The 21,380-nt window shown below is 70.4% G+C and carries 19 protein-coding genes; 7 read left to right on the plus strand and 12 right to left on the minus strand.

Annotated elements, in window-relative coordinates:
- Positions 1-115: 115 nt before the first annotated feature.
- From AB0F88_RS05230 to AB0F88_RS05240, 3 genes are all read left to right on the plus strand, one after another.
- On the plus strand, positions 116-1,786 hold the full coding sequence (locus AB0F88_RS05230) for a condensation domain-containing protein (protein WP_362677548.1): 1,671 nt from the start codon (positions 116-118) through the stop codon (positions 1,784-1,786).
- A gap of 20 nt (positions 1,787-1,806) precedes the next feature.
- Entirely contained in the window at positions 1,807-2,256 is a 450-nt protein-coding gene (locus tag AB0F88_RS05235) for an Rrf2 family transcriptional regulator (RefSeq protein WP_362677550.1), read from the plus strand.
- 240 nt (positions 2,257-2,496) lie between these two features.
- Positions 2,497-3,288, plus strand: a complete 792-nt coding sequence (locus tag AB0F88_RS05240; RefSeq protein ID WP_362677552.1) for a DNA-formamidopyrimidine glycosylase family protein — start codon at positions 2,497-2,499, stop codon at positions 3,286-3,288.
- Here the strand turns inward: AB0F88_RS05240 and AB0F88_RS05245 are convergent.
- The 6 genes from AB0F88_RS05245 to AB0F88_RS05270 all read right to left on the minus strand — a co-directional run bounded on the left by AB0F88_RS05245 (position 3,285) and on the right by AB0F88_RS05270 (position 10,094).
- A complete protein-coding gene (locus AB0F88_RS05245; RefSeq protein WP_030904158.1) occupies positions 3,285-3,632 on the minus strand; it encodes a helix-turn-helix transcriptional regulator in 348 nt (115 codons plus the stop codon). The two genes, AB0F88_RS05240 and AB0F88_RS05245, sit on opposite strands and share 4 nt — an antisense overlap.
- 207 nt (positions 3,633-3,839) lie before the next feature.
- On the minus strand, positions 3,840-4,343 hold the full coding sequence (locus AB0F88_RS05250; protein ID WP_362677554.1) for a nicotinamide-nucleotide amidohydrolase family protein: 504 nt from the start codon (positions 4,341-4,343) through the stop codon (positions 3,840-3,842).
- 52 nt (positions 4,344-4,395) lie between these two features.
- Complete coding sequence (gene pgsA, locus AB0F88_RS05255) at positions 4,396-5,001, minus strand: CDP-diacylglycerol--glycerol-3-phosphate 3-phosphatidyltransferase (protein WP_362677556.1); 606 nt, start codon at positions 4,999-5,001, stop codon at positions 4,396-4,398.
- Positions 5,002-5,026: 25 nt separating this feature from the next.
- Entirely contained in the window at positions 5,027-6,436 is a 1,410-nt protein-coding gene (rimO, locus tag AB0F88_RS05260; RefSeq protein WP_362677558.1) for a 30S ribosomal protein S12 methylthiotransferase RimO, read from the minus strand.
- A 180-nt stretch (positions 6,437-6,616) separates the two neighbouring features.
- Positions 6,617-7,372, minus strand: coding sequence for a RodZ domain-containing protein (locus tag AB0F88_RS05265; protein ID WP_362677560.1), 756 nt, complete (start codon positions 7,370-7,372; stop codon positions 6,617-6,619).
- A 193-nt stretch (positions 7,373-7,565) separates the two neighbouring features.
- Entirely contained in the window at positions 7,566-10,094 is a 2,529-nt protein-coding gene (locus AB0F88_RS05270) for a DNA translocase FtsK (protein WP_362677562.1), read from the minus strand.
- A 220-nt stretch (positions 10,095-10,314) separates the two neighbouring features.
- Between AB0F88_RS05270 and AB0F88_RS05275 the strand changes: the two genes are divergently transcribed.
- Entirely contained in the window at positions 10,315-11,829 is a 1,515-nt protein-coding gene (locus AB0F88_RS05275) for a sodium:solute symporter family protein (protein WP_362677564.1), read from the plus strand.
- Positions 11,830-12,183: 354 nt separating this feature from the next.
- Here the strand turns inward: AB0F88_RS05275 and AB0F88_RS05280 are convergent, their stop codons facing one another.
- From AB0F88_RS05280 to kduI, 4 genes are all read right to left on the minus strand, one after another.
- Positions 12,184-12,369 (minus strand): tautomerase family protein, encoded by a 186-nt coding sequence (locus AB0F88_RS05280; RefSeq protein WP_344745492.1) that lies wholly within the window; start codon positions 12,367-12,369, stop codon positions 12,184-12,186.
- Positions 12,370-12,476: 107 nt separating this feature from the next.
- Positions 12,477-13,253 carry an IclR family transcriptional regulator gene (locus AB0F88_RS05285; RefSeq protein WP_362677567.1) on the minus strand — a complete coding sequence of 259 codons (777 nt, stop codon included), beginning with the start codon at positions 13,251-13,253 and terminating at the stop codon, positions 12,477-12,479.
- Positions 13,254-13,270: 17 nt separating this feature from the next.
- Positions 13,271-14,008, minus strand: coding sequence for an SDR family oxidoreductase (locus tag AB0F88_RS05290; protein ID WP_362677569.1), 738 nt, complete (start codon positions 14,006-14,008; stop codon positions 13,271-13,273).
- On the minus strand, positions 14,008-14,820 hold the full coding sequence (kduI, locus tag AB0F88_RS05295; RefSeq protein ID WP_362677571.1) for a 5-dehydro-4-deoxy-D-glucuronate isomerase: 813 nt from the start codon (positions 14,818-14,820) through the stop codon (positions 14,008-14,010). Before kduI ends, AB0F88_RS05290 begins: the two co-directional genes overlap by 1 nt.
- A gap of 223 nt (positions 14,821-15,043) precedes the next feature.
- Here kduI and AB0F88_RS05300 point away from each other — a divergent pair, with 223 nt between their 5' ends.
- Positions 15,044-15,748 (plus strand): hypothetical protein, encoded by a 705-nt coding sequence (locus tag AB0F88_RS05300; RefSeq protein ID WP_362677573.1) that lies wholly within the window; start codon positions 15,044-15,046, stop codon positions 15,746-15,748.
- Positions 15,749-15,829: 81 nt separating this feature from the next.
- Here AB0F88_RS05300 and AB0F88_RS05305 read toward each other — a convergent pair whose 3' ends face one another.
- Together AB0F88_RS05305 and dapA are read right to left on the minus strand one after the other, a co-directional pair.
- Positions 15,830-17,515 (minus strand): ribonuclease J, encoded by a 1,686-nt coding sequence (locus AB0F88_RS05305; RefSeq protein WP_362677575.1) that lies wholly within the window; start codon positions 17,513-17,515, stop codon positions 15,830-15,832.
- 163 nt (positions 17,516-17,678) lie between these two features.
- Positions 17,679-18,605 carry a 4-hydroxy-tetrahydrodipicolinate synthase gene (gene dapA, locus AB0F88_RS05310; RefSeq protein WP_362677577.1) on the minus strand — a complete coding sequence of 309 codons (927 nt, stop codon included), beginning with the start codon at positions 18,603-18,605 and terminating at the stop codon, positions 17,679-17,681.
- Between the two features lie 628 nt (positions 18,606-19,233).
- Between dapA and AB0F88_RS05315 the strand changes: the two genes are divergently transcribed.
- Entirely contained in the window at positions 19,234-19,956 is a 723-nt protein-coding gene (locus tag AB0F88_RS05315) for a GntR family transcriptional regulator (RefSeq protein WP_362677579.1), read from the plus strand.
- A 170-nt stretch (positions 19,957-20,126) separates the two neighbouring features.
- Positions 20,127-21,200, plus strand: a complete 1,074-nt coding sequence (locus AB0F88_RS05320) for a glycerophosphodiester phosphodiesterase family protein (RefSeq protein WP_362677581.1) — start codon at positions 20,127-20,129, stop codon at positions 21,198-21,200.
- The last annotated feature ends 180 nt before the right edge of the window (positions 21,201-21,380 follow it).

Raw genomic sequence — 21,380 nt, forward strand, 5'->3', positions numbered from 1 at the left:
GATGCCCGGAAATCAAGGGCTTGCGACGTCGGCCCGGCGCGTGGAACACTCCCCAAAACGGTAAAGGTTCTTTTCAGTAAGACCCTTGCCGTCAGGTGGCGAGGCAGGTTTCGACATGGACACCGTCATCACGATCCCGGCCGAATACACGGGTCTGCGGACCCGGCAGGGGCCCATGACCATGGGCCAGGCCAACATGGCGCGTTGCGTGCTCCGCGACCCGCCGCTCCACATGAACTTCCGCGTCACCAAGCGCCTCCCCGAGGGCACGTCCCTGTCCGCCGTCACCGAGGCGGTCGGACGCCTGCTCTCCCGGCACGAGGGACTGCGGGCCACCATCCACTCGGACGTCCAGGTCGTGGCCGGCTCCGGCCTCCTGCCCGTCGAGGTGCACGGCACGGGGACCGGGCTCCTCGACGAGGTCGCCGAGGAGGTGGGCCTGCGGATGCAGGGCACCCGGTTCGACCTGCGGAACGAGCTCCCGATCAGGGTCGCCGTGATCACGGATGGGGAGGCGCCCCGCCTGGTGACCTTCGTCCTGCCCCACACCTCGGTCGACGCCATCGGGCTGGCCACCGTCATGAGGGAGTGGGAACGCCTGATCCGGGGGGTCGCCGTCCCGTCGCCGTGCCCGATACAGCCGCTGGACCTCGCGACCGCGGAGGGCACTCCGGCTACCCTGCGCCGGACCGAGGCCGCCCTGCGGCACTGGGAGAACGGGCTCAGGCGGGCACCGCAGTCGATGTTCGCGATCGACGAGACGGCCAGGGCCGACGCCGACGCGATCCGGCCCCGGCTGCGGGTCCGCTCGGCGGTGGCGGCCAGGGCGCTGGACGCCGTCGCGAGCCGCACGGGCGCCAGCCGCTCGGCGATCACGCTCGCCGCCCTGGGGGTCCTCATCGGCGTGCGCACCACCCAGCGGTCCTGCCTGATCGCGTCGCTGGCGAGCAACCGGGTACGACCCGAGCTGCGCGACTACGTCGGGCCGCTGGCCCAGGACGCGCTGATGACCGCGGACCTCGACGTCTCCACCTTCGACGAGGCGATCCGCCGCTTCCGCACCGCGTCCCTGTCCGGATACCAGCACAGCCGTTTCGACTCCGTCGCCCTCTGGGAGGTGATCGAGGCCGTCAACGCCGAACGAGGGGTGGACTTCGCCCGCGACTGCGTCTTCAACGACATGAGCGGCGTCACCGTCCCCGAGCCGGAAGCCGAGCCGTCCGCCGAGGTCGAGTGCGACTGGCTCCCGGCGGCCTCGCTCCCCGCGCACCTCGCGCTCTGGGCCAACCGGCTGGAGGACGTGGTCGACCTGACACTCTGGATCGATCCACGGGTGATGAGCCGGGCGGAGGCGGAGGGCTTCGGGACCGGGATCGTCCGGCTGCTGATCGCGGCCGGAGACGGGGACGTCCAGGCTTCCGACATTTCGGAAATATCAGGAATTTCACCTATTGAGCGCGGTCCGGAGTGGATCTACACCGACTCCTGCTGGGTGGACCTCGGCGCGGTGGAGCGGCTCGTCGGTGAAGCGGTTCAGGGGCGCCCCCACCGGGTGACGCACGACCCGGAAGGGCGTCTGACCTGCCACGTCACCTCCGGAACCCCCGAGGAGATCCACGCCGCCTGCCTCGCCCTGCTGCCGGGCCGCACCTCCGCGATGGCACCTCACCGCTACGTCGTGCACGCCCCGGAGCCCACCGGCGCGTCGCTCCACGGGCCCGTCGTCACCGAGGGCGACGGACGCCACTCCATCTCCGTCGGCCCCGCGCGCGTAAGGAACCAATAGCAGGCGGGATAATCGGTTACATGCGCCTATCCGCTCGTGTCGACTATGCCCTCCGTGCCGCCGCCGAACTCGCCGCCGCGGGTGACGGCCCTACCACGGTGGGTGAGCTGGCCAAGGAGCAGGACATGCCTCCCAAGTATCTTGAGAACATCCTGCTCCAGATGCGCCGCGCCGGGCTGGTACGCGGCCAGCGCGGCCCCGAGGGGGGCTACGTGCTGGCCCGCCCGCCCGCCGAGATCAGCCTCGCCGACGTGATCCGCGCCGTTGACGGCCCGCTCGCCAACGTCAGGGGGGAGCGGCCCGAACATGTCGGCTACCGGGGCCCCGCCGAGTCGCTGCAGCAGGTCTGGATCGCGCTGCGCGCCAGCGAGCGGGCGATCCTGGAGGAGGTCACCCTCGAGAACGTGGCCACCGGAGCCCTCCCCGACCGCGTCCGCAGCCTGTCGGCCGACCCCGCGGCCTGGGACTGACCATGCCGGTGCGGCCGCCCACGGGAATCCGGCCGGCCCGGTCCGCGCGGCACCGGCCCGCATCCCGGGAGCGGCCCGCATCCCGGAACCGGCTGATGCCCGGAAACCGGCTCACCTCCCGGCACCGGCCGGCCGCACAGGACCGGCCCGCGCCCCGGAACCGGCTGATGCCCGGAAACCGGCTCACCTCCCGGGAGCGGCCCATGCCCCGGAGCCGGCCCGCGTCCCGGGACGGGCGCCGTGCCCGAGGGTGACGTCATCCACCTCTCCGCCCTGCGGCTCGGCCGGGCGCTCGACGGGCGGGTGCTGACCCGCTCGGACTTTCGCGTGCCGCGTCACTCCACGGCCGACCTGACCGGGCGCGCGGTGCTGGAGACCGTCTCGCGCGGCAAGCACCTGCTCACCAGGGTCGAGGGCGGGCTGACCGTCCACACCCATCTGCGGATGGAGGGCAGCTGGCAGATCACACCCGCGGGGCGGCGGCTGCCCGGGGGCGACGTCGTCCGCCTGGTGCTGGCCAACGCGGAATGGCAGGCGGCGGGGGTGCGGCTGGGCATGGTCGACCTGGTCTCGACCGCGGAGGAAGGGCGGCTCGTCGGGCATCTCGGACCCGATCTGCTCGGGGAGGACTGGGACGAGGCGGAAGCCGTGCGACGGCTGGCAGGACGGCCTGAGACGAGCATCGGGGTCGCGCTGCTCGATCAGCGCAACCTGGCGGGAATCGGCACCATCTATCGCGCCGAGACGCTTTTCCTCGCCGGAGTGTCGCCATGGCGACCCGTGGGAGCGGTTGAGGACCTGAGAACGATCGTGTCGATCGCGTGGCGACTGCTGGACGCCAACAAGGAACGCCCGAGCAGGACGACGACAGGCGACCTCCGTCCGGGACGGAGCACCTGGGTCTACGGCAGGGCCGGGCGGCCTTGCCTACGCTGCGGGCATCGGATCAGTCGTGGGGAGATGGGCGCACAGCCGCAGGAACGGTTGATCGTCTGGTGCCGTCACTGCCAGCCGGAAGAACCGACCGGCTAGGCGGCGACCATGTCGTTGACCTCGGGAAACACGGAATCAGGCACGGTTTCGGGAATCGGCAGACGCTCTCGTTCGGGGACGTCTCCCGCCAGCACCGGAGCATGCTGCAGCTCGGCCAGGGCGAATTGATCGGAAACCTCACGGAGAACCTGTGAAAGCGGCACGCCCAAGGCACCGCAGATCGACGCGAGCAGCTCTGAAGAGGCCTCCTTCTGACCACGCTCCACCTCGGACAAATAGCCAAGAGAAACCCGAGCCAGTGTGGACACCTCACGCAGGGTGCGACTCTGCCGCACCCTCAGCCGCCGCAGCACGTCACCGAGCAGCTGACGCAGCAGGACCATCTGTCGCTCCCTCCCCGGCGCGGATGTCTTCACGACACTCCGCGCTATCGGTTCGTGCCGCCCGTTCTTCGAACGCGACCCTTGGTACATACTCCTCGCCGTCATCATCGCTTGACCTTTACCTCACTCACCGTTCCACCGTACCTGTATGGACCGACAACGCGGCAGACCATGTGGAGCATGTTCGCTGGGGACGTAACGCGGTAATCATCCTGAATGTTCCCTCACGTTCGTCTCCAGCACACCTCGGAGAAGGTCCACGGCCTCGTTCACGGTCATCTCCCGGATCTGGTCACGCGTCCCGGCGAGCCGCGGATCCCGGTGCCATACCCGCCCGTCCGGTCCGCTAACGGCGAGATGCACGGTGCCCACCGGTTTACCGTCCTGGGGGTCCGGGCCGGCCACTCCGGTGGCCGCCAGTCCGTACGTGGCACCGGTGAGGAGGCGCACCCCGTCGGCCATGGCGGCGGCGACCTCCGGGTGCACCGCCCCCTCGCGGGCGAGCAGGTCCGCGGGGACGTTCAGCAGCCGGTGCTTGAGCTCGGTGGCGTAGGAGACGACCCCGCCCAGGAAGGCCGCGGAGGCCCCAGGGGGGCCGGTGAGGGACGCGCAGACGAGCCCGGCGGTCAGCGACTCGGCCACCGCCACCGTCTCGCCCCTGCGGACGAGAAGGGCGAGGACCTCGGTGGCCGCGAGCAGGTGCCGGCTCATACGGCCCGCCCCGTGTCGCGGCTCATGCCGTCCGCCCTCACCCGGCCCGCCTTCATAGGGCCCGCGCCCGCTTCGCGACCTGCCGCAGCTTGATCGCCCGGATCACGTAGTCGAGACCGGTGGCGACGGTGACCAGCGCCGCCGCGCCCATCACGATCCAGCGGATCAGGTCGGGCACGCCCGGCCAGATGTAGGAGACGATCGCGGCGATCTGCAGGACGGTCTTCACCTTGCCGCCGTAGCTGGCCGGGATGACGCCGTGCCGGATGACGGCGAACCTCAGCGCGGTGACGCCCAGCTCCCTGCCCAGGATCACGACGGTGACCCACCAGGGCAGCTCCCCCAGCACCGAGAGGCTGATCAGGGCGGCGCCGATGAGGGCCTTGTCGGCGATCGGGTCGGCGATCTTCCCGAAGTCGGTGATCAGGCCGTAGCGGCGGGCCAGCTCGCCGTCGAGCAGGTCGGTGAGCGAGGCCACCATGAAGACCACCAGTGCCGCGGCCCGCCAGCCGGATCCCGGCAGGAAGAGGCAGGCCACGAAGAACGGAACCATCGCCAGCCGTATCACCGTCACGACGTTGGCGATGTTCCAGGCGCTCACCTTGGGGCGCGCGGATGCCGAGGTCGAGTCGGTGCCGGTCTCTGGCGTGTTGGTCATACGCTCTCCCGGCCCGGCGGCGCGCTCATGGGGCCGCCTTGATGCGGGCGATCAGGTCGACCCCCTCCGAGTCGACCACGACGGCCCGGACGATCTGGCCGGGGACCAGCCCGATGCCCTGGACCGTTACAGAACCGTCGACCTCGGGCCCCTGGTGGGCGGCACGGCCCTCGTAGCCGCCGTCGCCCAGGTCCTCCTCGATCAGGACGTCGACCTCGGTGCCGATCCGCTCCTCGGCCCGCTGGGCCATGAGCTCCTCGGCCAGCTCGGTGAGCGCGGACACGCGGGCGTCGACGACCTCCTGGTCGAGCTTGCCGGGCAGCGAGGCCGCCTCGGTGCCGTCCTCGTCGGAGTAACCGAAGATGCCGATCACGTCGAGCCTGGCCTCCTCCAGGAAGCCCACCAGCTCGCCGAACTCCTCCTCGGTCTCGCCGGGGAAGCCCACGATGAAGTTGGAGCGCACCCCCGCCTCGGGGGCGTGGGCGCGGATCGACTCCAGGAGGTCCAGGAAGCGCCGGGGGTCGCCGAAGCGCCGCATCCGGCGCAGCACCGGCCCGCTGGCGTGCTGGAAGGACAGGTCGAAGTAGGGGGCCACGCCCTCGGTCGAGGCGATGATCTCCAGCAGCCCCGGGCGGAGCTCGGCGGGCTGCAGGTAGCTGACGCGCACCCGCTCGACGCCCTCGGTCGCGGCGAGGGAGGGCAGCAGCTTCTCCAGCGCCCTCAGGTCGCCCAGGTCCTTGCCGTAGGAGGTGGAGTTCTCGCTGACCAGCACCAGCTCCTTGACGCCCTGCTCGGCCAGCCAGGCGGCCTCGCCGAGGAGCTCCTCGGCGCCGCGCGAGACGTACGCCCCGCGGAAGGCGGGGATGGCGCAGAACGTGCAGCGCCGGTCGCAGCCGGAGGCCAGCTTCAGCGAGGCCACCGGGCCGTCGCCCAGGCGCTTGCGGAGCGGCCGGGGGCCGCTGGCGGGGGCCAGGCCCTCGGGCAGCTCGCCGTGGCCGGGAATGGCGGTCTTGGGGGCGGCGGCGCGTTCCACCGGCGAGATGGGCAGCAGGGTCCTGCGGTCGCGGGGACTGTGCGGGACGAGCGACCTGCCCGCCAGCACGTCGTCGAGGCGCGTGCCGATGTCGGTGTAGTCGTCGAAGGAGATGACGGCGGCGGCCTCGGGCAGCGCGTCGGCGAGCTGGTCACCGTAACGCTCCGCCATGCAGCCCGCGGCGACCACTTTGGCACCGGAGTCGGCCGCGGCGAGCAGCGTGTCGATGGAGTCCTTTTTCGCCGAGTCGATGAAGCCGCACGTGTTGACGACGACGACATCGGGGTCGTCGTCGCCCAGCTGCCAACCGGCAGCCTCAAGACGAGCGGCGAGTTCCTCGGAGTCGACTTCGTTGCGTGCGCAACCAAGCGTGATCAGCGATGCGGTTCGGCGGGATGACATGGTGAACACTACGGTATCGGGAGTTGGCCACCACCCGATGCACCTCCCCCCATTCAGGCACCGCCGCACCCCCCGCCCCGCCCCGGACGTCCCGCCACCGGGGCGGCCCGGACGCCCGGCCGGACCCCGGTGACGGCAGGCGCCCGGAGAAGGCCCGCAGAGGGCTCCGTACGGCCTGACCTAGCGCTTCTTGGTGGCGGGAGCCTCGTAGGAGCGGTTCACGACCTGCCCCCGGCGGCCGGGGGCGCCCAGGTTCTTGCCGTTCACCTTCAGCGAGACGGCTCCCCCGTCGCCGAATGTCACCCTCATCCCGGTCTTCGCCTTCCAGGTCGAGGTCTTGCCCGCCGCGAGCGTTCCGGAGAAGAGGCGCCGGCCGCCCGCGTCCTGCACGTCGAGCCAGGAGGTGCGCTTCGCCCTGACCTGGAGGACGACCATGTCGCGCCGTCTCTCCTCGGCCAGCGACGAGGCCCGGCGCGGCGAGTCGGGGCCGGAGCCGGCCGAGGGCGGCGGCGCGGCGGGCACCGGCATCGGGCGCGGGTCCGCCACGGGAGTGTCGCCCCCGCCCATGGTCCGCACCACGCCGAAGATGACCACGATGCCCAGAGCCACCGCCATGGCCGTCGTCCAGTTGGGCGAGCGGCGCTCCCGGATCTTCAGCGGCATGTCGGCCTGGAAGACGCTGGACGCCCGCACCGGCAGCGGAACGCCCCCGTGCTGCTCGTCGTAGCGGTGCACCAGCGCCTCGGGATCGAGGTCGACGACCTTGGCGATGTTTCTTATATGGCCCCGCGCGTAGAAATCTCCCCCACATTGGGAGAAGTCATTCCTTTCGATTGCCTGGATGAGCACCTCGCGAATGCGTGTCCGCGCGCTCAACTGCCCGACGGTCATCCCCTTTGACCGCCGGGCATCCGCCAGATCGCTTCCAATGCCCATGGCGCACGCCTCTCAGCCCCCGACGTTGCGTAGCGATACCTATTCAATCAGTAACCGCGTGGAGGATGCGCGGCGGGGGTCCCATTCCCGCACGGCGCCGTCATCCCCGGGCGAGCCGGTTGGGGGGCGGTATTCCCTGATATGTACCGGCACTTCCCGGTACGGGCGGCCGGAGCCCCCCGTACGGCCCCCGTCAGCCTCCGCGCAGGTCGGCCAGCAGGCCCGGAAGCTCGTCCGGCTTGACCATGACCTCTCGCGCCTTCGACCCCTCGCTGGGCCCGACGACGTTCCTGCTCTCCAGCAGGTCCATCAGGCGGCCCGCCTTGGCGAAACCGACCCTGAGCTTGCGCTGGAGCATCGAGGTCGAGCCGAACTGGGTGGTCACGATGAGCTCGGCCGCCTGGACCAGCAGGTCGAGGTCGTCGCCGATGTCCTCGTCGATCTCCTTCTTGGCGGTCGCCACGGCGGCCACGTCGTCGCGGTACTCGACCGCCATCTGGGCCTTGCAGTGCCCGACGATCTCGCCGATCTCCTTCTCGGAGACGAAGGCGTTCTGCAGCCGCATGGGCTTGCTGGCCCCCATCGGCAGGAAGAGCGAGTCGCCCTGCCCGACGAGCTTCTCGGCGCCCGGCTGGTCCAGGATGACCCGGGAGTCGGCCAGCGAGGAGGTGGCGAAGGCGAGCCGGGAGGGCACGTTGGCCTTGATCAGGCCGGTGACCACGTCCACGCTGGGGCGCTGGGTGGCGATGACCAGGTGGATCCCGGCGGCGCGGGCGAGCTGGGTGATGCGGACGATGGAGTCCTCGACGTCGCGCGGGGCGACCATCATCAGGTCGGCGAGCTCGTCGACGATCACCAGCAGGTAGGGGTAGGGCTGGTAGACCCGCTCGCTGCCCGGCGGCGGCACCAGCTTGCCGGCGCGGACCGCCTTGTTGAAGTCGTCGACGTGCCGGAAGCCGCTGGCGGCCAGGTCGTCGTAGCGGCGGTCCATCTCCCCGACGACCCACTCCAGGGCCTCGGCGGCCTTCTTGGGGTTGGTGATGATCGGCGTGATCAGGTGCGGGATGCCCTCGTAGACGCTGAGCTCGACCCGCTTGGGGTCGACCAGGACCATGCGGACCTCGTCGGGGGTGGCCCGCATCAGGATCGAGGTGATCAGCCCGTTGACGCAGACCGACTTTCCCGCGCCGGTGGCGCCCGCGATGAGCAGGTGCGGCATCTTGGCCAGGTTGGCCACTATCGTGCGCCCCTCGACGTCCTTGCCGAGCCCGACGATCATCGGGTGGTGGTCGGCCTGGGCGACCGGGGAGCGCAGGATGTCGCCCAGCGAGACGAGGTCCTTGTCGGTGTTGGGGATCTCGACCCCGATCGCCGACTTGCCGGGGATCGGGGACAGGATCCGGACATCGGCCGACTTGACCGCGTACGCGATGTTCTTGGTGAGCGCGGTGACCTTCTCGACCTTGACCGCCGGGCCGAGCTCGATCTCGTAGCGCGTCACCGTCGGTCCCCGGGTGAAGCCGATCACCTGGGCGTCGATGGCGAACTGCTCCATCACGCTGGTCAGCGCGTTGACGACGACGGTGTTGGCCTTCGTCTGCGGCTTGGGCGCGGTGCCCGGGCGCAGCAGCTGCGACTCGGGCAGGGTGTACGGGCCCGCCTGGGGGGACAGGACGAGCTGCTCGACCTTGCGCGGGGCGGGGGTCGGCTCGGGGGGCGCCGACGACTCGGCCCTGACCGCCGCGTCGGCCGCCTCCTCGTCCACCAGGCCGGGCACGATCTCCGGGGAGTGCCCGGAGGGACCGCCGGGGGTCTCGGCGACCAGGGGCGTGTCGTAGGGCTTGACGTGGTCGCCCAGCTCGGTGCCCTCGGGCTCCGGCTTCTTGCGCGTGGCGGGCTTCCTCCTGGACGCCCGAGGCGTGGGGGGCTGGTCGCGGTTGAAGAGCATGTGCCGGATCTCGGCCAGCCGCTCGGGCACCCGGTGCACCGGCGTCGCGGTGATGACCAGGATGCCGAAGCCCGACATGATCAGCAGCAGCGGGATGGTGATGAAGGACGGCAGGATGCTCGCCGGGGGCGCCGAGACGATGAAGCCGATCATCCCTCCGGCGGCCGACACCTTGTCCATGCCGTCGGAGCTGCCCCCCGAGGGGTACGGCGTGCCGTGGACGACGTGCACGACGCCGAGCACGCCGATGGTCAGGGCGGACCAGCCGATGATCATCCGGCCGGTGTCGGCGTTCTGGTCGGGGTGGCGCAGCAGCCGCCAGGCCAGCAGCATGAGAAGGATCGGGATCACCCAGGTCAGCGAGCCGAAGACGCCGCGCATGACGCCGTCGACCACGGTGGAGACCGTGCCGGTGTTCTTGCGCCAGGTCATCGCGGCCAGCACGACCGCCCCGGCGAACACCGCCAGGCCGAGCCCGTCGCGGCGGTGCACGGGGTCGAGCTCGCGCGCGTTCTGCCCCAGGGCCCGCGCCGCGCCGCCGATGCCCCCCGCCAGGAGCATCCAGATGCCCATGAACAGCTTGCCGATCATGATGAGCACCCAGCTGATCGGGTCGTGCTGGGGTGAGGGCCTGCGGGCCTGACTCGCGCTCCTCCCCCGGCCGGCGGGCGCCCGCCTGGCGGGGGCCGTACGGGCCTGGGAGGCGCCCGAACGGCCGGAGGACCCCTTGCCGGGGGGCTTTCCTGAGGAGCCTTTAGACGTACGGGTGGCCATGTTAGGGAGGTTAACGAGACGGGTGGTGGATTGCGCGCCGACTCGCCGCAGCCGCCCGACCCTCGCCGACGTTTCACAAGATCGGTCGATACTTCGTGAACAGTGATACGGGGCGCTAAAGGTCCCATTGGTCTACCGGAAAGCGTCTTCCATTCCATGTATTGACATTGCGTTTCATGTAGTAGAACCTCCTCACCAACAGGGCGTTGGGAGGAGACACATGTCCGCACTCGACTGGTCCGTTCTGGGCGCGTACTTCCTTGTCATGATCGGTATCGGCGTGTGGTCGAAGCGCCGCATCAAAACCGTGATCGACTTCTTCACCGCCGGGGGCCGTATCCCCTGGTGGCTGTCCGGCATCTCGCACCACATGTCGGGATACAGCGCGATCATGTTCGTGGCGTTCGCGGCCGTGGCCTACAACTACGGGCTCGCGATGTACGTCTGGTGGGCGCTGACGATCGGCCTCGGCGTCGGGATCGGCGCCTTCGTGTGGGCGGCCCGCTGGAACCGGCTCCGTTCCAAGCACGGCGTGGTCTCCCCGCTGGAATACCTCGCCCGGCGCTACAACCTGCCGACCCAGCAGGTGCTGGCCTACAGCGGCGCGCTGCTGAAGGTCGTGGACATCGCGGCCAAGTGGGTGGCGATCGCCATCCTGCTCAGGGGCTTCGCGGGCATCCCGATCCAGTGGGGCATCCTGATCACCGGGGCCGTCACGCTGGTCTACATCACCGCCGGAGGGCTGTGGGCGGACGTGCTCACCGACTTCGGGCAGTTCGTCATCCAGGGCGTCGCGGGCATCGCCATGTTCGTCGCGATCATGGCCCAGCTGGACGGCGTCTCCACCCTGTGGACCATGTGGGACAAGCTGCCCCCGGGCCACGGCGACCCGTTCGCCGGGCCGTACACCACCACGTTCTTCCTCGCCATGCTCTTCATCAAGACCTTCGAGTACAACGGCGGCATGTGGAACCTGGCCCAGCGCTACATGGCCTCGCCCTCGGGTTCGGCCGCGAAGCGCTCGGCGCTGCTGTCCAGCGCGCTGTGGCTGGTCTGGCCGCTGATCCTCTTCATCCCGATGTTCGCCGCGCCGCTCATCGTGCCGGGCCTGGCCAACGCCGAGGAGGCGTACGTACGGCTGGCGCAGACCCTGCTGCCGCAGGGCCTGATCGGGCTGGTGCTCGCGGGCTTCTTCTCGCACACCATGGCCATGGTCGCCTCCGACGCCAACGTGATCTCCTCGGTCATCACCAGGGACATCGCCCCGGTGATCGTCCGCAAGGTGCGCGAGCTGTCGGCGCGGGCCGAGCTGACCTTCGCCCGGGTGACCACGTTCACCTTCGTCCTGATCAGCATGGTGATCGCGATCTCGACCGAGGGTCAGGGCGTCGTGCTGAAGATCGTCGTCGACCTGGTAGCCGCGACGATGGGACCGATCTCGATCCCGCTGATGCTGGGCATGCTGCCGTGGTTCAAGCGGAGCGGCCCGACCGCGGCCATCGTCTCCTGGGCCGCGGGGCTGGGCGTGTGGGCGTACATCAAGTGGATCATCGAGTCCAAGGACACGGCGATGGTCGTCGGCGTCCCGCTGGTCACCTCGCTGATCCTGTACGTGGCGATCGGGTTCCTGAGGCCGGAGAACAGCGAGGACCGCGACGCGCTCGTCGACTCCCTGTCCACCGAGCCCGGGTCCACCGACCCGGAGCAGCAGCAGCGGGCCGGAGCGGTCGGCTGACCCCCTCCCCCGGTACGGCGTGGGCCCCCAACGACGCGGTGGGGGCCTTCACGGCGCGGTGGAGGCCTTCACGGCGTGGAGTGCCTGGCCGGGCTCGCACGGGCACGGTGTGGATCTCCACAACGTCGTGGGGCCTCGACGAGGGCCTCCACGGCGCGGCGCGGCGGCCGCGCGGCTGTTCCCGGGCGCGGCGCGGCGGCCGCGCGGCTGTTCCCGGGCGCGGCGGGCTCCAGGACCCGCCCGCCCGGGAACAGGCTCCTTCCACCGGGAGGGGAGGGGAAACACGCGGACCGGGAATTCAGCGGGTCCGGGAGCCGGACCCCCGCCGCACCTCGGCCGCTTGTCGGACCTCGGCTATTTGTCGGACTCCAGGACGCCGCCGTTGGCCACGTCCGACTTCTCGATCTCGGTGAAGACGATGCGGACCGCCTCGCGACGCGCCTTCAGGATGTCCACGGCCGCCTCGGTCAGCGCCGCCACGAACTCGCGGCGCTGGTCGAGGGTCCTGCCGGACAGGAGTTCCACGGTGATGTTCGGCATGCTGCATCCTCCAGGTCAGGTTGTTGCATAACATGAGATCACATTCCATTACATGGAACAACTGAAGGGCGTAACCGTCTCAGCGATCGGGACGCGGGCGGATCGGCTCAGCCGTTGAGCGCCGGGGCGGCGGGAGCGCCGGGGGCGCCGAGGGCGGCGGAGACCTCGCGGGCCGCGGCGACGACGTCGGGCGCGAACCGCTCCAGGTCCTCGTGGCCCATGTCCATCGCGAGGGCGGAGATGGAGATGCCGCCGAGCACCTGGCCGGTGTGGTCGAAGACCGGGGCGCCGACGCAGAGGATGCCGGGCAGGTTCTCCTCGTTGTCGAGCGAGTAACCGCGGGACCGTACCAACTCGAGATCGGCCAGCAGGGCCTCCGGCGTCGCCAGCGTGGTGGGGGTCGGGGCGGGCATGCCCGTACGGGCGCAGATGGCGCGGACCTCGTCGGCGCCGAGCTGGGCCAGGACCGCCTTGCCGATCGCGGTGCAGTGCAGGCGCAGGCTCATCCCGACGCGGGAGGGCATCTGGTAGGGCCGCCGGCCCTCCAGCTTGTCGACGTAGACGGCCTCGTCCCCGCTGCGGATCGCGAAGTGCGTGGTGTAGCCGATCCGCTCGTGCAGGGCGTTGAGCGCGCCGGAGGCCTGGCGGGCCGGGTCGAAGCGGTTCATGACCCGGCCCGCCAGCGTGAGGATCCGGGGGCCCGGCTCGTAGCCGCCCCGGCCGTCGGCCCGCGCGAACCCCCACTCGACGAGCGACTGGAGGATGCGATGGACGGTCGATTTGGACACGCCCGTCGCGGCGGCTATGTCGGTCACGCGGTGGTGCTCGGCGATCGCCTCCAGCACCGCCAGCGCCTTGTCGATGGAACTGCCTTCCCTGACCACGATCGTGAGCCTACTGGTCAGCGCGCCAACCAGCCTCCGTCGACCGCCAGCAGGTGCCCGTTGACGTAGTCGGAGGCGCCGGACGCCAGGAAGACGGCGGCGCCCACGAGATCCTCGGGCCTGCCCCAGCGCCCGGCCGGGATACGGCCCCTGATCTCGGCCTCCCGCGCCGGGTCGTCCCAGAGCCGCTCGGTGTTGCCGGTCCTGATGTAGCCGGGGGCGATCGCGTTGACCTGCACCCCCGAGCCCGCCCACTCGCAGGCCAGCGCCCGCGTGAGGCCGGCGACGCCGTGCTTGGCCGCGGTGTAGCCGACGACGTTGACGCCGCCCTGGAAGGACAGCATGGAGGCGATCATGATGATCTTCCCGGACCCCCGGGCGAGCATCCGCGCCCCCAGGACCTGGCTGAGCAGGAAGACCGCGTCCAGGTTGACGTCGAGCACCTCGCGGAAGGACTCGTGGGAGTGCTCGGCGGCCGGGGCCCTGCGGATGATCCCGGCATTGTTGACCAGCACGTCGACCGGGCCCAGCCGCCCGGCCGCCTCGGGGACGGCCCGCGGGTCCGACAGGTCGAGGACCCACCGGGAGGCCTGCCTGCCGGTCTTGCGGACCTCCGCCTCGACCTCGTCCAGGTCGTCGTCGCGGCCGTGCAGCACGATGTCGGCCCCCGCCGCCGCCAGGCCCACGGCGAGGGCCCGGCCGATCCCGGTCCGCGCGCCGGTGACGAGCGCGGTCCTGCCCTCCAGCGAGAACATCAGCGCAGCTCGCCGATCTCGACCTGCTCCATGTCCTCGAAGGCCTGGTTCTCCCCGCCCATCGCCCAGACGAAGGAGTAACTTCTCGTGCCGAAGCCGCAGTGCACCGACCAGGGCGGGGAGACGACCGCCTGACGGTCGGCGACGACGAGGTTGCGCGTCTCGTCGGGCCGTCCCATCAGATGGATCACCCGCTCGCCGGGCGGCAGGTCGAAGTAAAGGTAGACCTCGGTCCTGCGCTCGTGGGTGTGGCAGGGCATGGTGTTCCACATGCTGCCGGGCTCCAGCACCGTCACGCCGAGCACGAGCTGGCAGCTCTGGATGCCCTTGGCGTGAACGTACTTGTAGATCGTCCGGTCGTTGGAGCCGTCCTGGCCGCCCAGCCGTACCGGCTCGGCGTCCTCCAGGGTCGCGGCGACCGTCGGGAGGGCCGCGTGCGCGGAGGTGGAGACCAGATAGAACGCGCCGCCCTCGAAGACCACCTCGCGGGCGCCCCTGCCGACGTAGAGGCATTCCCTGGGAGCCAGGGGGTACGCGGCGCCGTCGACGGTCACCGTGCCGGGCTCGCCGATGTTGACCACGCCGAGCTCGCGGCGCTCCAGGAAGTACTCCGACCTGAGCGGGTCGGGGCAGTGCAGTCTCAGTGGCCCGTCGCCCGGCAGGGCTCCGCCGACCACGATGCGATCCTCGTGGGAGTAGAGCAGCCGGACCTCCCCTGGCACGAAGAGCTGTTCCACCAGGAACCGGCGGCGCAGCCAGTCGGTGGTCGCCCCGGTGATCTGGTCGGGTGCCGTGGCGTGCCGTACCTCCATCGCCCCTCCATTGTTCTATTACATGAAATTAGAAGCTGCTACATAGAACACTGTGAGCATACAACGGCCCCCTTCCCCGCGCACTCACCGCGATTCCCGTCACGCGCGGGCGCCCGGAAAACGATCCCGGAAACGAGAACTTTTCCCGCCGGAGCCGGGTCCCACATAGGGACCACACAGGGAATCGCCACCGAGCGGACCACCGAGCAGACGGGAAAGACCGATGACGACTGGCATGGCACGGACGACGATCCGGCTGGTAGCGGCCGGCACGGTCGCGGGCACGGTCCTCGCGACCGCCCTCGCGGGCGGCATCGCCCTCGCCGAGACGGGCGGACCGGACGGAACGGGCGAGACGGGAAGGACCGCCGCGGGAATCCCGAGGAACTTCCTCCTGCACGAGCCCCAGGCCCGCAAGCCGGTGAGGTATCCGGGCGAGGAGAAGTGGACCATCAGCGACAGGCTGGGAGCGAACCTGGAGGTCAACCCGTGCGGCCTGCGCCGCCCCGCCGATCGCGACCGGGTGGCCATGCGGACCGTCGACTACCAGGCCCCCGAGCACCACTCCGGCGAGCAACTGGTGATCTACCGCTCCACGGCCGCCGCGCGCGGGGCGCTGGCCGGTCTTCTCAAGCAGGTCGAGAGGTGCGCCCGCGTCAAGTCCGAGGGCACCGTCACCAAGACCTGGGCCGAGCCCGTCCGGGCCGGGGACCGGGCCGTGCGGATCACCCTCCAGGGCTACGACGCCAAGGGCGTGCGCCCGGCCATCGGCGGGCAGCGGGCCGTCGTCGTCCGCGAGGGCCGGGCCGTCGCGATCTACCTGCTGGCGGGCGAGTACGGCAAGGTGCGCGGCTCCGACTTCACCCGGCAGCTGAAGGACGCCAGGAAGATGGCGGCCAAGGTCTGCTCCCTGCGCGGCGTCTGCTGACCGGTACGGGAGCGGCGTCCGGTACGGGAAAGGCCCGGCGGCCCGTACGGCGACCGGTGCGGCCGCCGTACGGTGCGGGGGTCAGACCTCGACCACCACGGGGATGATCATCGGGCGGCGGCGGTAGGTGTCGCTCACCCAGCGCCCCACGGTCCTGCGGACCACGCGGCGGACCTGCTGGATGTCCACCACCCCGTCGGCCGCGTTCTCCTGCAGGGCCCTCTCGACCTGCGGCAGGATGTCGTCGAACATGGCCGGGTCGATGCCGGATCCCCTGGCGTGGATCTCCGGGCCGCCGGCGAGCTTGCCGGTGGCGGTGTCGACCACGATGACGATGGAGATGAAGCCCTCCTCGCCCAGGATGCGGCGGTCCTTCAGCGCGAAGTCGGTGACGTCGCCCACCGAGGTGCCGTCCACGTAGACGTAACCGGCGGGAACCGCGCCCACGATCTTGGCCCGGCCGTCGACCAGGTCCACCACGACGCCGTCCTCGGCGATCACGATGTGGTCGTCGGGCACCCCGGTCAGCGCGGCGAGCTTGGCGTGCGCCCGCAGGTGGCGCCACTCGCCGTGCACCGGCATGAAGTTGGACGGCCGCGTCAGGTTGAGCACGTACAGCAGCTCACCGGCGGCGGCGTGCCCGGAGACGTGCACCTTCGCGTTGCCCTTGTGCACCACGCGGGCGCCCCAGCGCGACAGTCCGTTGATCACGTTGTTGACCGCGGTCTCGTTGCCCGGCACCAGCGAGGAGGCCAGCAGGACCGTGTCGCCCTCGGCGATGCGGATCGGGTGGTCGCGGTTGGCCATGCGCGACAGCGCCGCCATCGGCTCGCCCTGGGACCCGGTGCAGATCAGCACCACGTCCTCCGGCGGCCAGCCCTCGATCTCCTTGGAGTCGACGATCAGGCCCGGCGAGACCCTCAGGTAGCCCAGGTCGCGGGCGACGCCCATGTTGCGCACCATCGAGCGGCCGACCAGCGCGACCTTGCGGCCGTGCTTCTCCGCCGAGTCGATGACCTGCTGGACGCGGTGGATGTGGGAGGCGAAGCTCGCCACGATCACACGCTTGCCCGCGGTGCGGATGACCTCGTCGATGACCGGCGCGATCTCCCGCTCGCTGGTGACGAAGCCCGGCACCTCGGCGTTGGTCGAGTCGGACATCAGCAGGTCGACGCCCTCGGCGCCGAGCCTGGCGAACCCGCCCAGGTCGGTCAGCCGCCCGTCGCTGGGCAGCTGGTCCATCCGGAAGTCGCCGGTGTGCAGGACGATGCCCGCGGGCGTCCTGATCGCGACGGCCAGCGCGTCGGGGATGGAGTGGTTGACGGCGAGGAACTCGCACTCGAACGGCCCGAACCGGTGCCGCTCCCCCTCCACGACCTCACGCTTGGTCGGCTGGATGCGGTGCTCGGTGAGCTTGGCCTCGATCAGCGCCAGCGTCAGCCTGGATCCCACGATCGGGATGTCGCGGCGCTCGCGCAGCAGGTAGGGCACGGCACCGATGTGGTCCTCGTGCGCGTGGGTCAGGACCACGGCCTCGATGTCGTCCAGGCGACCCCGGATGTATTCGAAGTCGGGCAGGATCAGGTCGATGCCGGGCTGGTCGGGCTCGGGGAACAGCACCCCGCAGTCGACGACCAGCAGACGGCCTTCGTACTCGAACACGGCCATGTTGCGGCCGATCTCGCCGAGACCGCCCAGCGCGACGATGCGCAGGGCACCCTCGGGCAGCGCGGGCGGCAGCCCGAGTTCGGGATGGGGGTGACTCATCCGGCCACACCTCTCTCAGAGGTCTCACATGCGACGGAGGCCCTCGTGAGCAGCAGGACTACTCCCTCGCCGAGCACTCCGTCCCCCAGCGGACCGACGTGTCTTCTTTCTCGCAAACTCTCGTTCCTCCCGATGCGGCCGGTGAGGGCCGCGGTGCTTTATCTCATGTCACAACTTCGTCGGGCAGCTTCACACCGCCCGCGATCAAGTCTTCGCGCAGCCTCGTGAGCTGCTCCCGGGTCGCCTCCACCAGAGGCGGCCGCATCGGCCCGGCGGGCTGTCCGACCAGGGACAACGCCGCCTTCGCCATGATCGCGCCACCGGCCTGCATCATGATCCCGGAGACCACGGGAAGCAGCCTGCGGTGGATGGTGAGCGCGCCCGCGACGTCCCCTGAGCGGTACGCCTCGATCATCGCGACGATCTCCGCACCCGCGACGTGGCCGATCACGCTGACGCACCCCACGGCCCCCACCGACAGCCACGGCAGGTTGAGCGTGTCGTCACCCGAGTAGTAGGCCAGGCCGGTGGACGCGATGATCTGCGATCCCTCGAACAGGTCCGCCTTGGCGTCCTTCACCGCGACGATCCGCTCGTGCCCGGCGAGCCGCGCCAGCGTCTCGCTCCGGATCGGCACGCCGCTCCGGCCGGGGATGTCGTAGAGCATGACCGGCAGGGCCGTCGCGTCCGCCACGGTGGCGAAGTGGCGGTAGATCCCCTCCTGGGGGGGCTTGCTGTAGTACGGCGTCACCAGCAGGAGACCGTGCGCCCCGGCGCGCTCGGCGGCTTCGGCCAGCCCCACGCTGTGGTGGGTGTCGTTGGTCCCGGCTCCGGCGACGACCGTGGCGCGGTCGCCGACCGCCTCGACGACGGCGCGCAGGAGGCGCTCCTTCTCGTCGTCCGTGGTCGTCGGGGACTCCCCCGTCGTGCCGCTCACGACGATGCCGTCGTTACGCTGCTCGTCCACCAGGTAGGTGGCGAGGCGCCCCGCTGTCTCGTAGTCGACCGCTCCGTCACTCGTGAACGGTGTGACCATCGCGGTCAGCATGCGGCCGAAGGGGGCGTCGGAGGTTCCAGTTGGCGCTGCCATAGACCGAACGCTACCTGGATCCGCTGAAACGGTGGACCCCGCCACCCCGCCTAACCTCCGTCCACCGATGGGCCCAAGAGCGAACATCCCCCCGAGGTGCCCGCTGCACACCGTACACGCGGATATACACCGCCGCCGCGACGGACCCCGGCCGACGCTCCGCGCGGGCCCCTCCGGTCCTGCCGTACAGGGGGCGGAACGGCGACCGGGCCGGGTGTCCCGGGCGGCGGGAGGGCCGCAGTGATCGGGACGCGGATCCGGGCGGTCTCCGCCGACGGGGGTGAGGCCGGTCACCGCCGGGAGGAGGGAGGCAAGGCGGCCGGAAAATGCCATTCGCAGGCCTCATGCCCGATTACGTGAAATAACGAGAACTTTGTCCGCTTTGGCAGGGGCGAGGACACCCTTGAACGAGAAAGAGGCCGCCGATATGTGCTCGGGGGTACACACATCGACGACCTCTACCGTTGAATCGGCGTTCCTTACGCGGGCGTTACAGGGTCTCTGAGATATTTTTGGCCACTTCTGAGAGCGGCGGTAAAGTTGGAGCTCCAAATCGGAGCCATTACCCTGCGTTGTGCATTGAATACGACAGGATGGGACAACGCCCCAGACCCCCAGGGATGGACACGTGGCAAGCTCCGATCCTGTCTACCTGCGCGTCGTCGCCGACATCCGGCGCCAGATCGTCGACGGCTCCCTTCCCCCCGGCGCCCCGATCCCCTCGCGCGCCCAGCTGACCAGAAAGTACGGCGTGGGCGAGACCGCCGCCCGGCACGCGCTGCGCGTGCTCGTCGCCGAGGGCCTGATCGTCGGCCGCGTCGGCTCGGGTCACTACGTACGAGAACAGCCGGTGCTGCTCCCCCTGCACCGATGGCGTTTCCACGACCACCACGCCCCCTTCGGCGCGGACATCCAGTCGCAGGGCACCCGGGCCACCTGGGACTGGCGGGCCGAGCCCACCGGCGCCACCCCGGACATCGCCCACCGCCTCCGGCTGGACGAGTCGGCCCCGGTCACCCGCACCCACTACGTCTTCCGCGGCGACGGCAAGCCGATCCAGCTGGCCACCTCCTACGAGCCCGCCGAGTTCGGCGAGACCGCGGAGGAGAGCCCCCGGAGCCTGATCGCCCGCCTGTCGGCCATCGGTGTCAAGGTCACCGAGATCGTCGAGCAGGTCTACACCCGCGTCCCGCAACCGGCCGAGAGCGACGCCCTCGCCCTGCCCGCGGGCGTCCAGGTCCTGCACGTCGAGCGCACCCACTGGGCCGGAGACCGCCCGGTGGAGACCAGCGACATCGTCGTCCCCGGCGACCGCTTCCGCCTCGTCTACACCCACCCCCTGCACCCCTGACACCTCGCCCCGCAGGCCGGCGCGGCAGGCGGGAAACGGTCATAAAGCTTTAAAACTCTCTTCAGTCCCAATATCCCCTCTGGCCGCACCCGTGGCTGATTCTCGAACGGAACGGATCACCCAACCATGATCCGCTCATCCGACAGATCAGCCACGAAGAGGGACAACAGATGCGTAGATGGCGTGCGGCCGCAGTGATCGCGACGATCGGTGTCGCGATGGGGGCGCTGTCCGGGACGGCGGTCGCCGACGGGCACGGCGACGGCGACGGCGACAGGCACCACCGCCGCGCCTTCGACCTGCAGGCCCACCGGGGCGGGCTGGGACTGGTCGTGGAGAGCACTCTCGCCTCGTTCGCCAACGGGCTGGAGGTCGGGGTCAGCACGCTCGAACTCGACGTGCAGATCACCGAGGACGGCAAGGCGGTCGTGACCCACGACCGGCAGATCAACGGCAAGAAGTGCCGGGACACCGCCCCCGCGTTCGACGGCGACCCCGAGTTCCCCTACGTCGGCAAGTTCATCAACACGCTGACCCTGGCGCAGGTCAGGACCATGGACTGCGGCAGCCAGACGCTGCCGGAGTTCCCCGGCCAGCGGCCGGACCCCGGAGCTCGGATGCCCCTGCTGAGCGAGGTGTTCGACCTGGTCAAGCGCTACCGCGCGCACGACGTCATGCTCAACGTCGAGACCAAGGTCGAGGCCGGGGCGCCGCAGCAGACGGCTCCCAGGGAGCAGTTCGTCCAGGTCACCGCCGCCGAGATCCGCAAGGCCGGGATGCGGCGCCAGGTCACCATCCAGAGCTTCGACTGGGGCTCCCTGATGCGGATGCGCCAGGTCGACAGGAAGCTGCCTCTCGTGGCCCTGACCAATAAGGACTTCCTGCAGACCGGACAGCCCGGCGCGTCCCCCTGGCTCGGCGGGATCGACATCGACGACTTCGGCGGCGACCCGCTCAAGGCGATCAAGTCCTTCGGCGCGGCCGCCTTCTCCCCCGTGCACGGCACCCCGCAGAACGGGAAGATCACCGACCCCGGCTACCAGCCCTACGTCACCAAGGAGATGGTCGACCAGGCGCACCGCCTCGGCATCAAGGTGATCCCGTGGACCGTCGACGACGAGCCGACGCTGAACAAGCTCATCGACGACGGCGTCGACGGCATCATCACCGACTACCCCGACCGCCTGCGGAAGGTGATGTCGGAGCGCGGGTTCAAGCTCCCCCGGCAGTACTCCCTCAGGTAGTCCCCGGCACTCCCTCAGGTAGCCCCGGCCGCGCTTCCCGCGCCGGCTTCCAGGCGGTCCCGACCGGGGCACCGCGCCGGTCTCGCGACCACACCGCCCCTCCTGGTGCCGGGTTGCCCCGGCCCGGGGTACTTGAGGAAAAGAGACGCTCCCCGGGCCGCTGCACGGCGGTCCCGCGCC

This window comes from Streptosporangium sp. NPDC023963 (assembly GCF_040639135.1).
Classification (GTDB): Bacteria; Actinomycetota; Actinomycetes; order Streptosporangiales; family Streptosporangiaceae; genus Streptosporangium.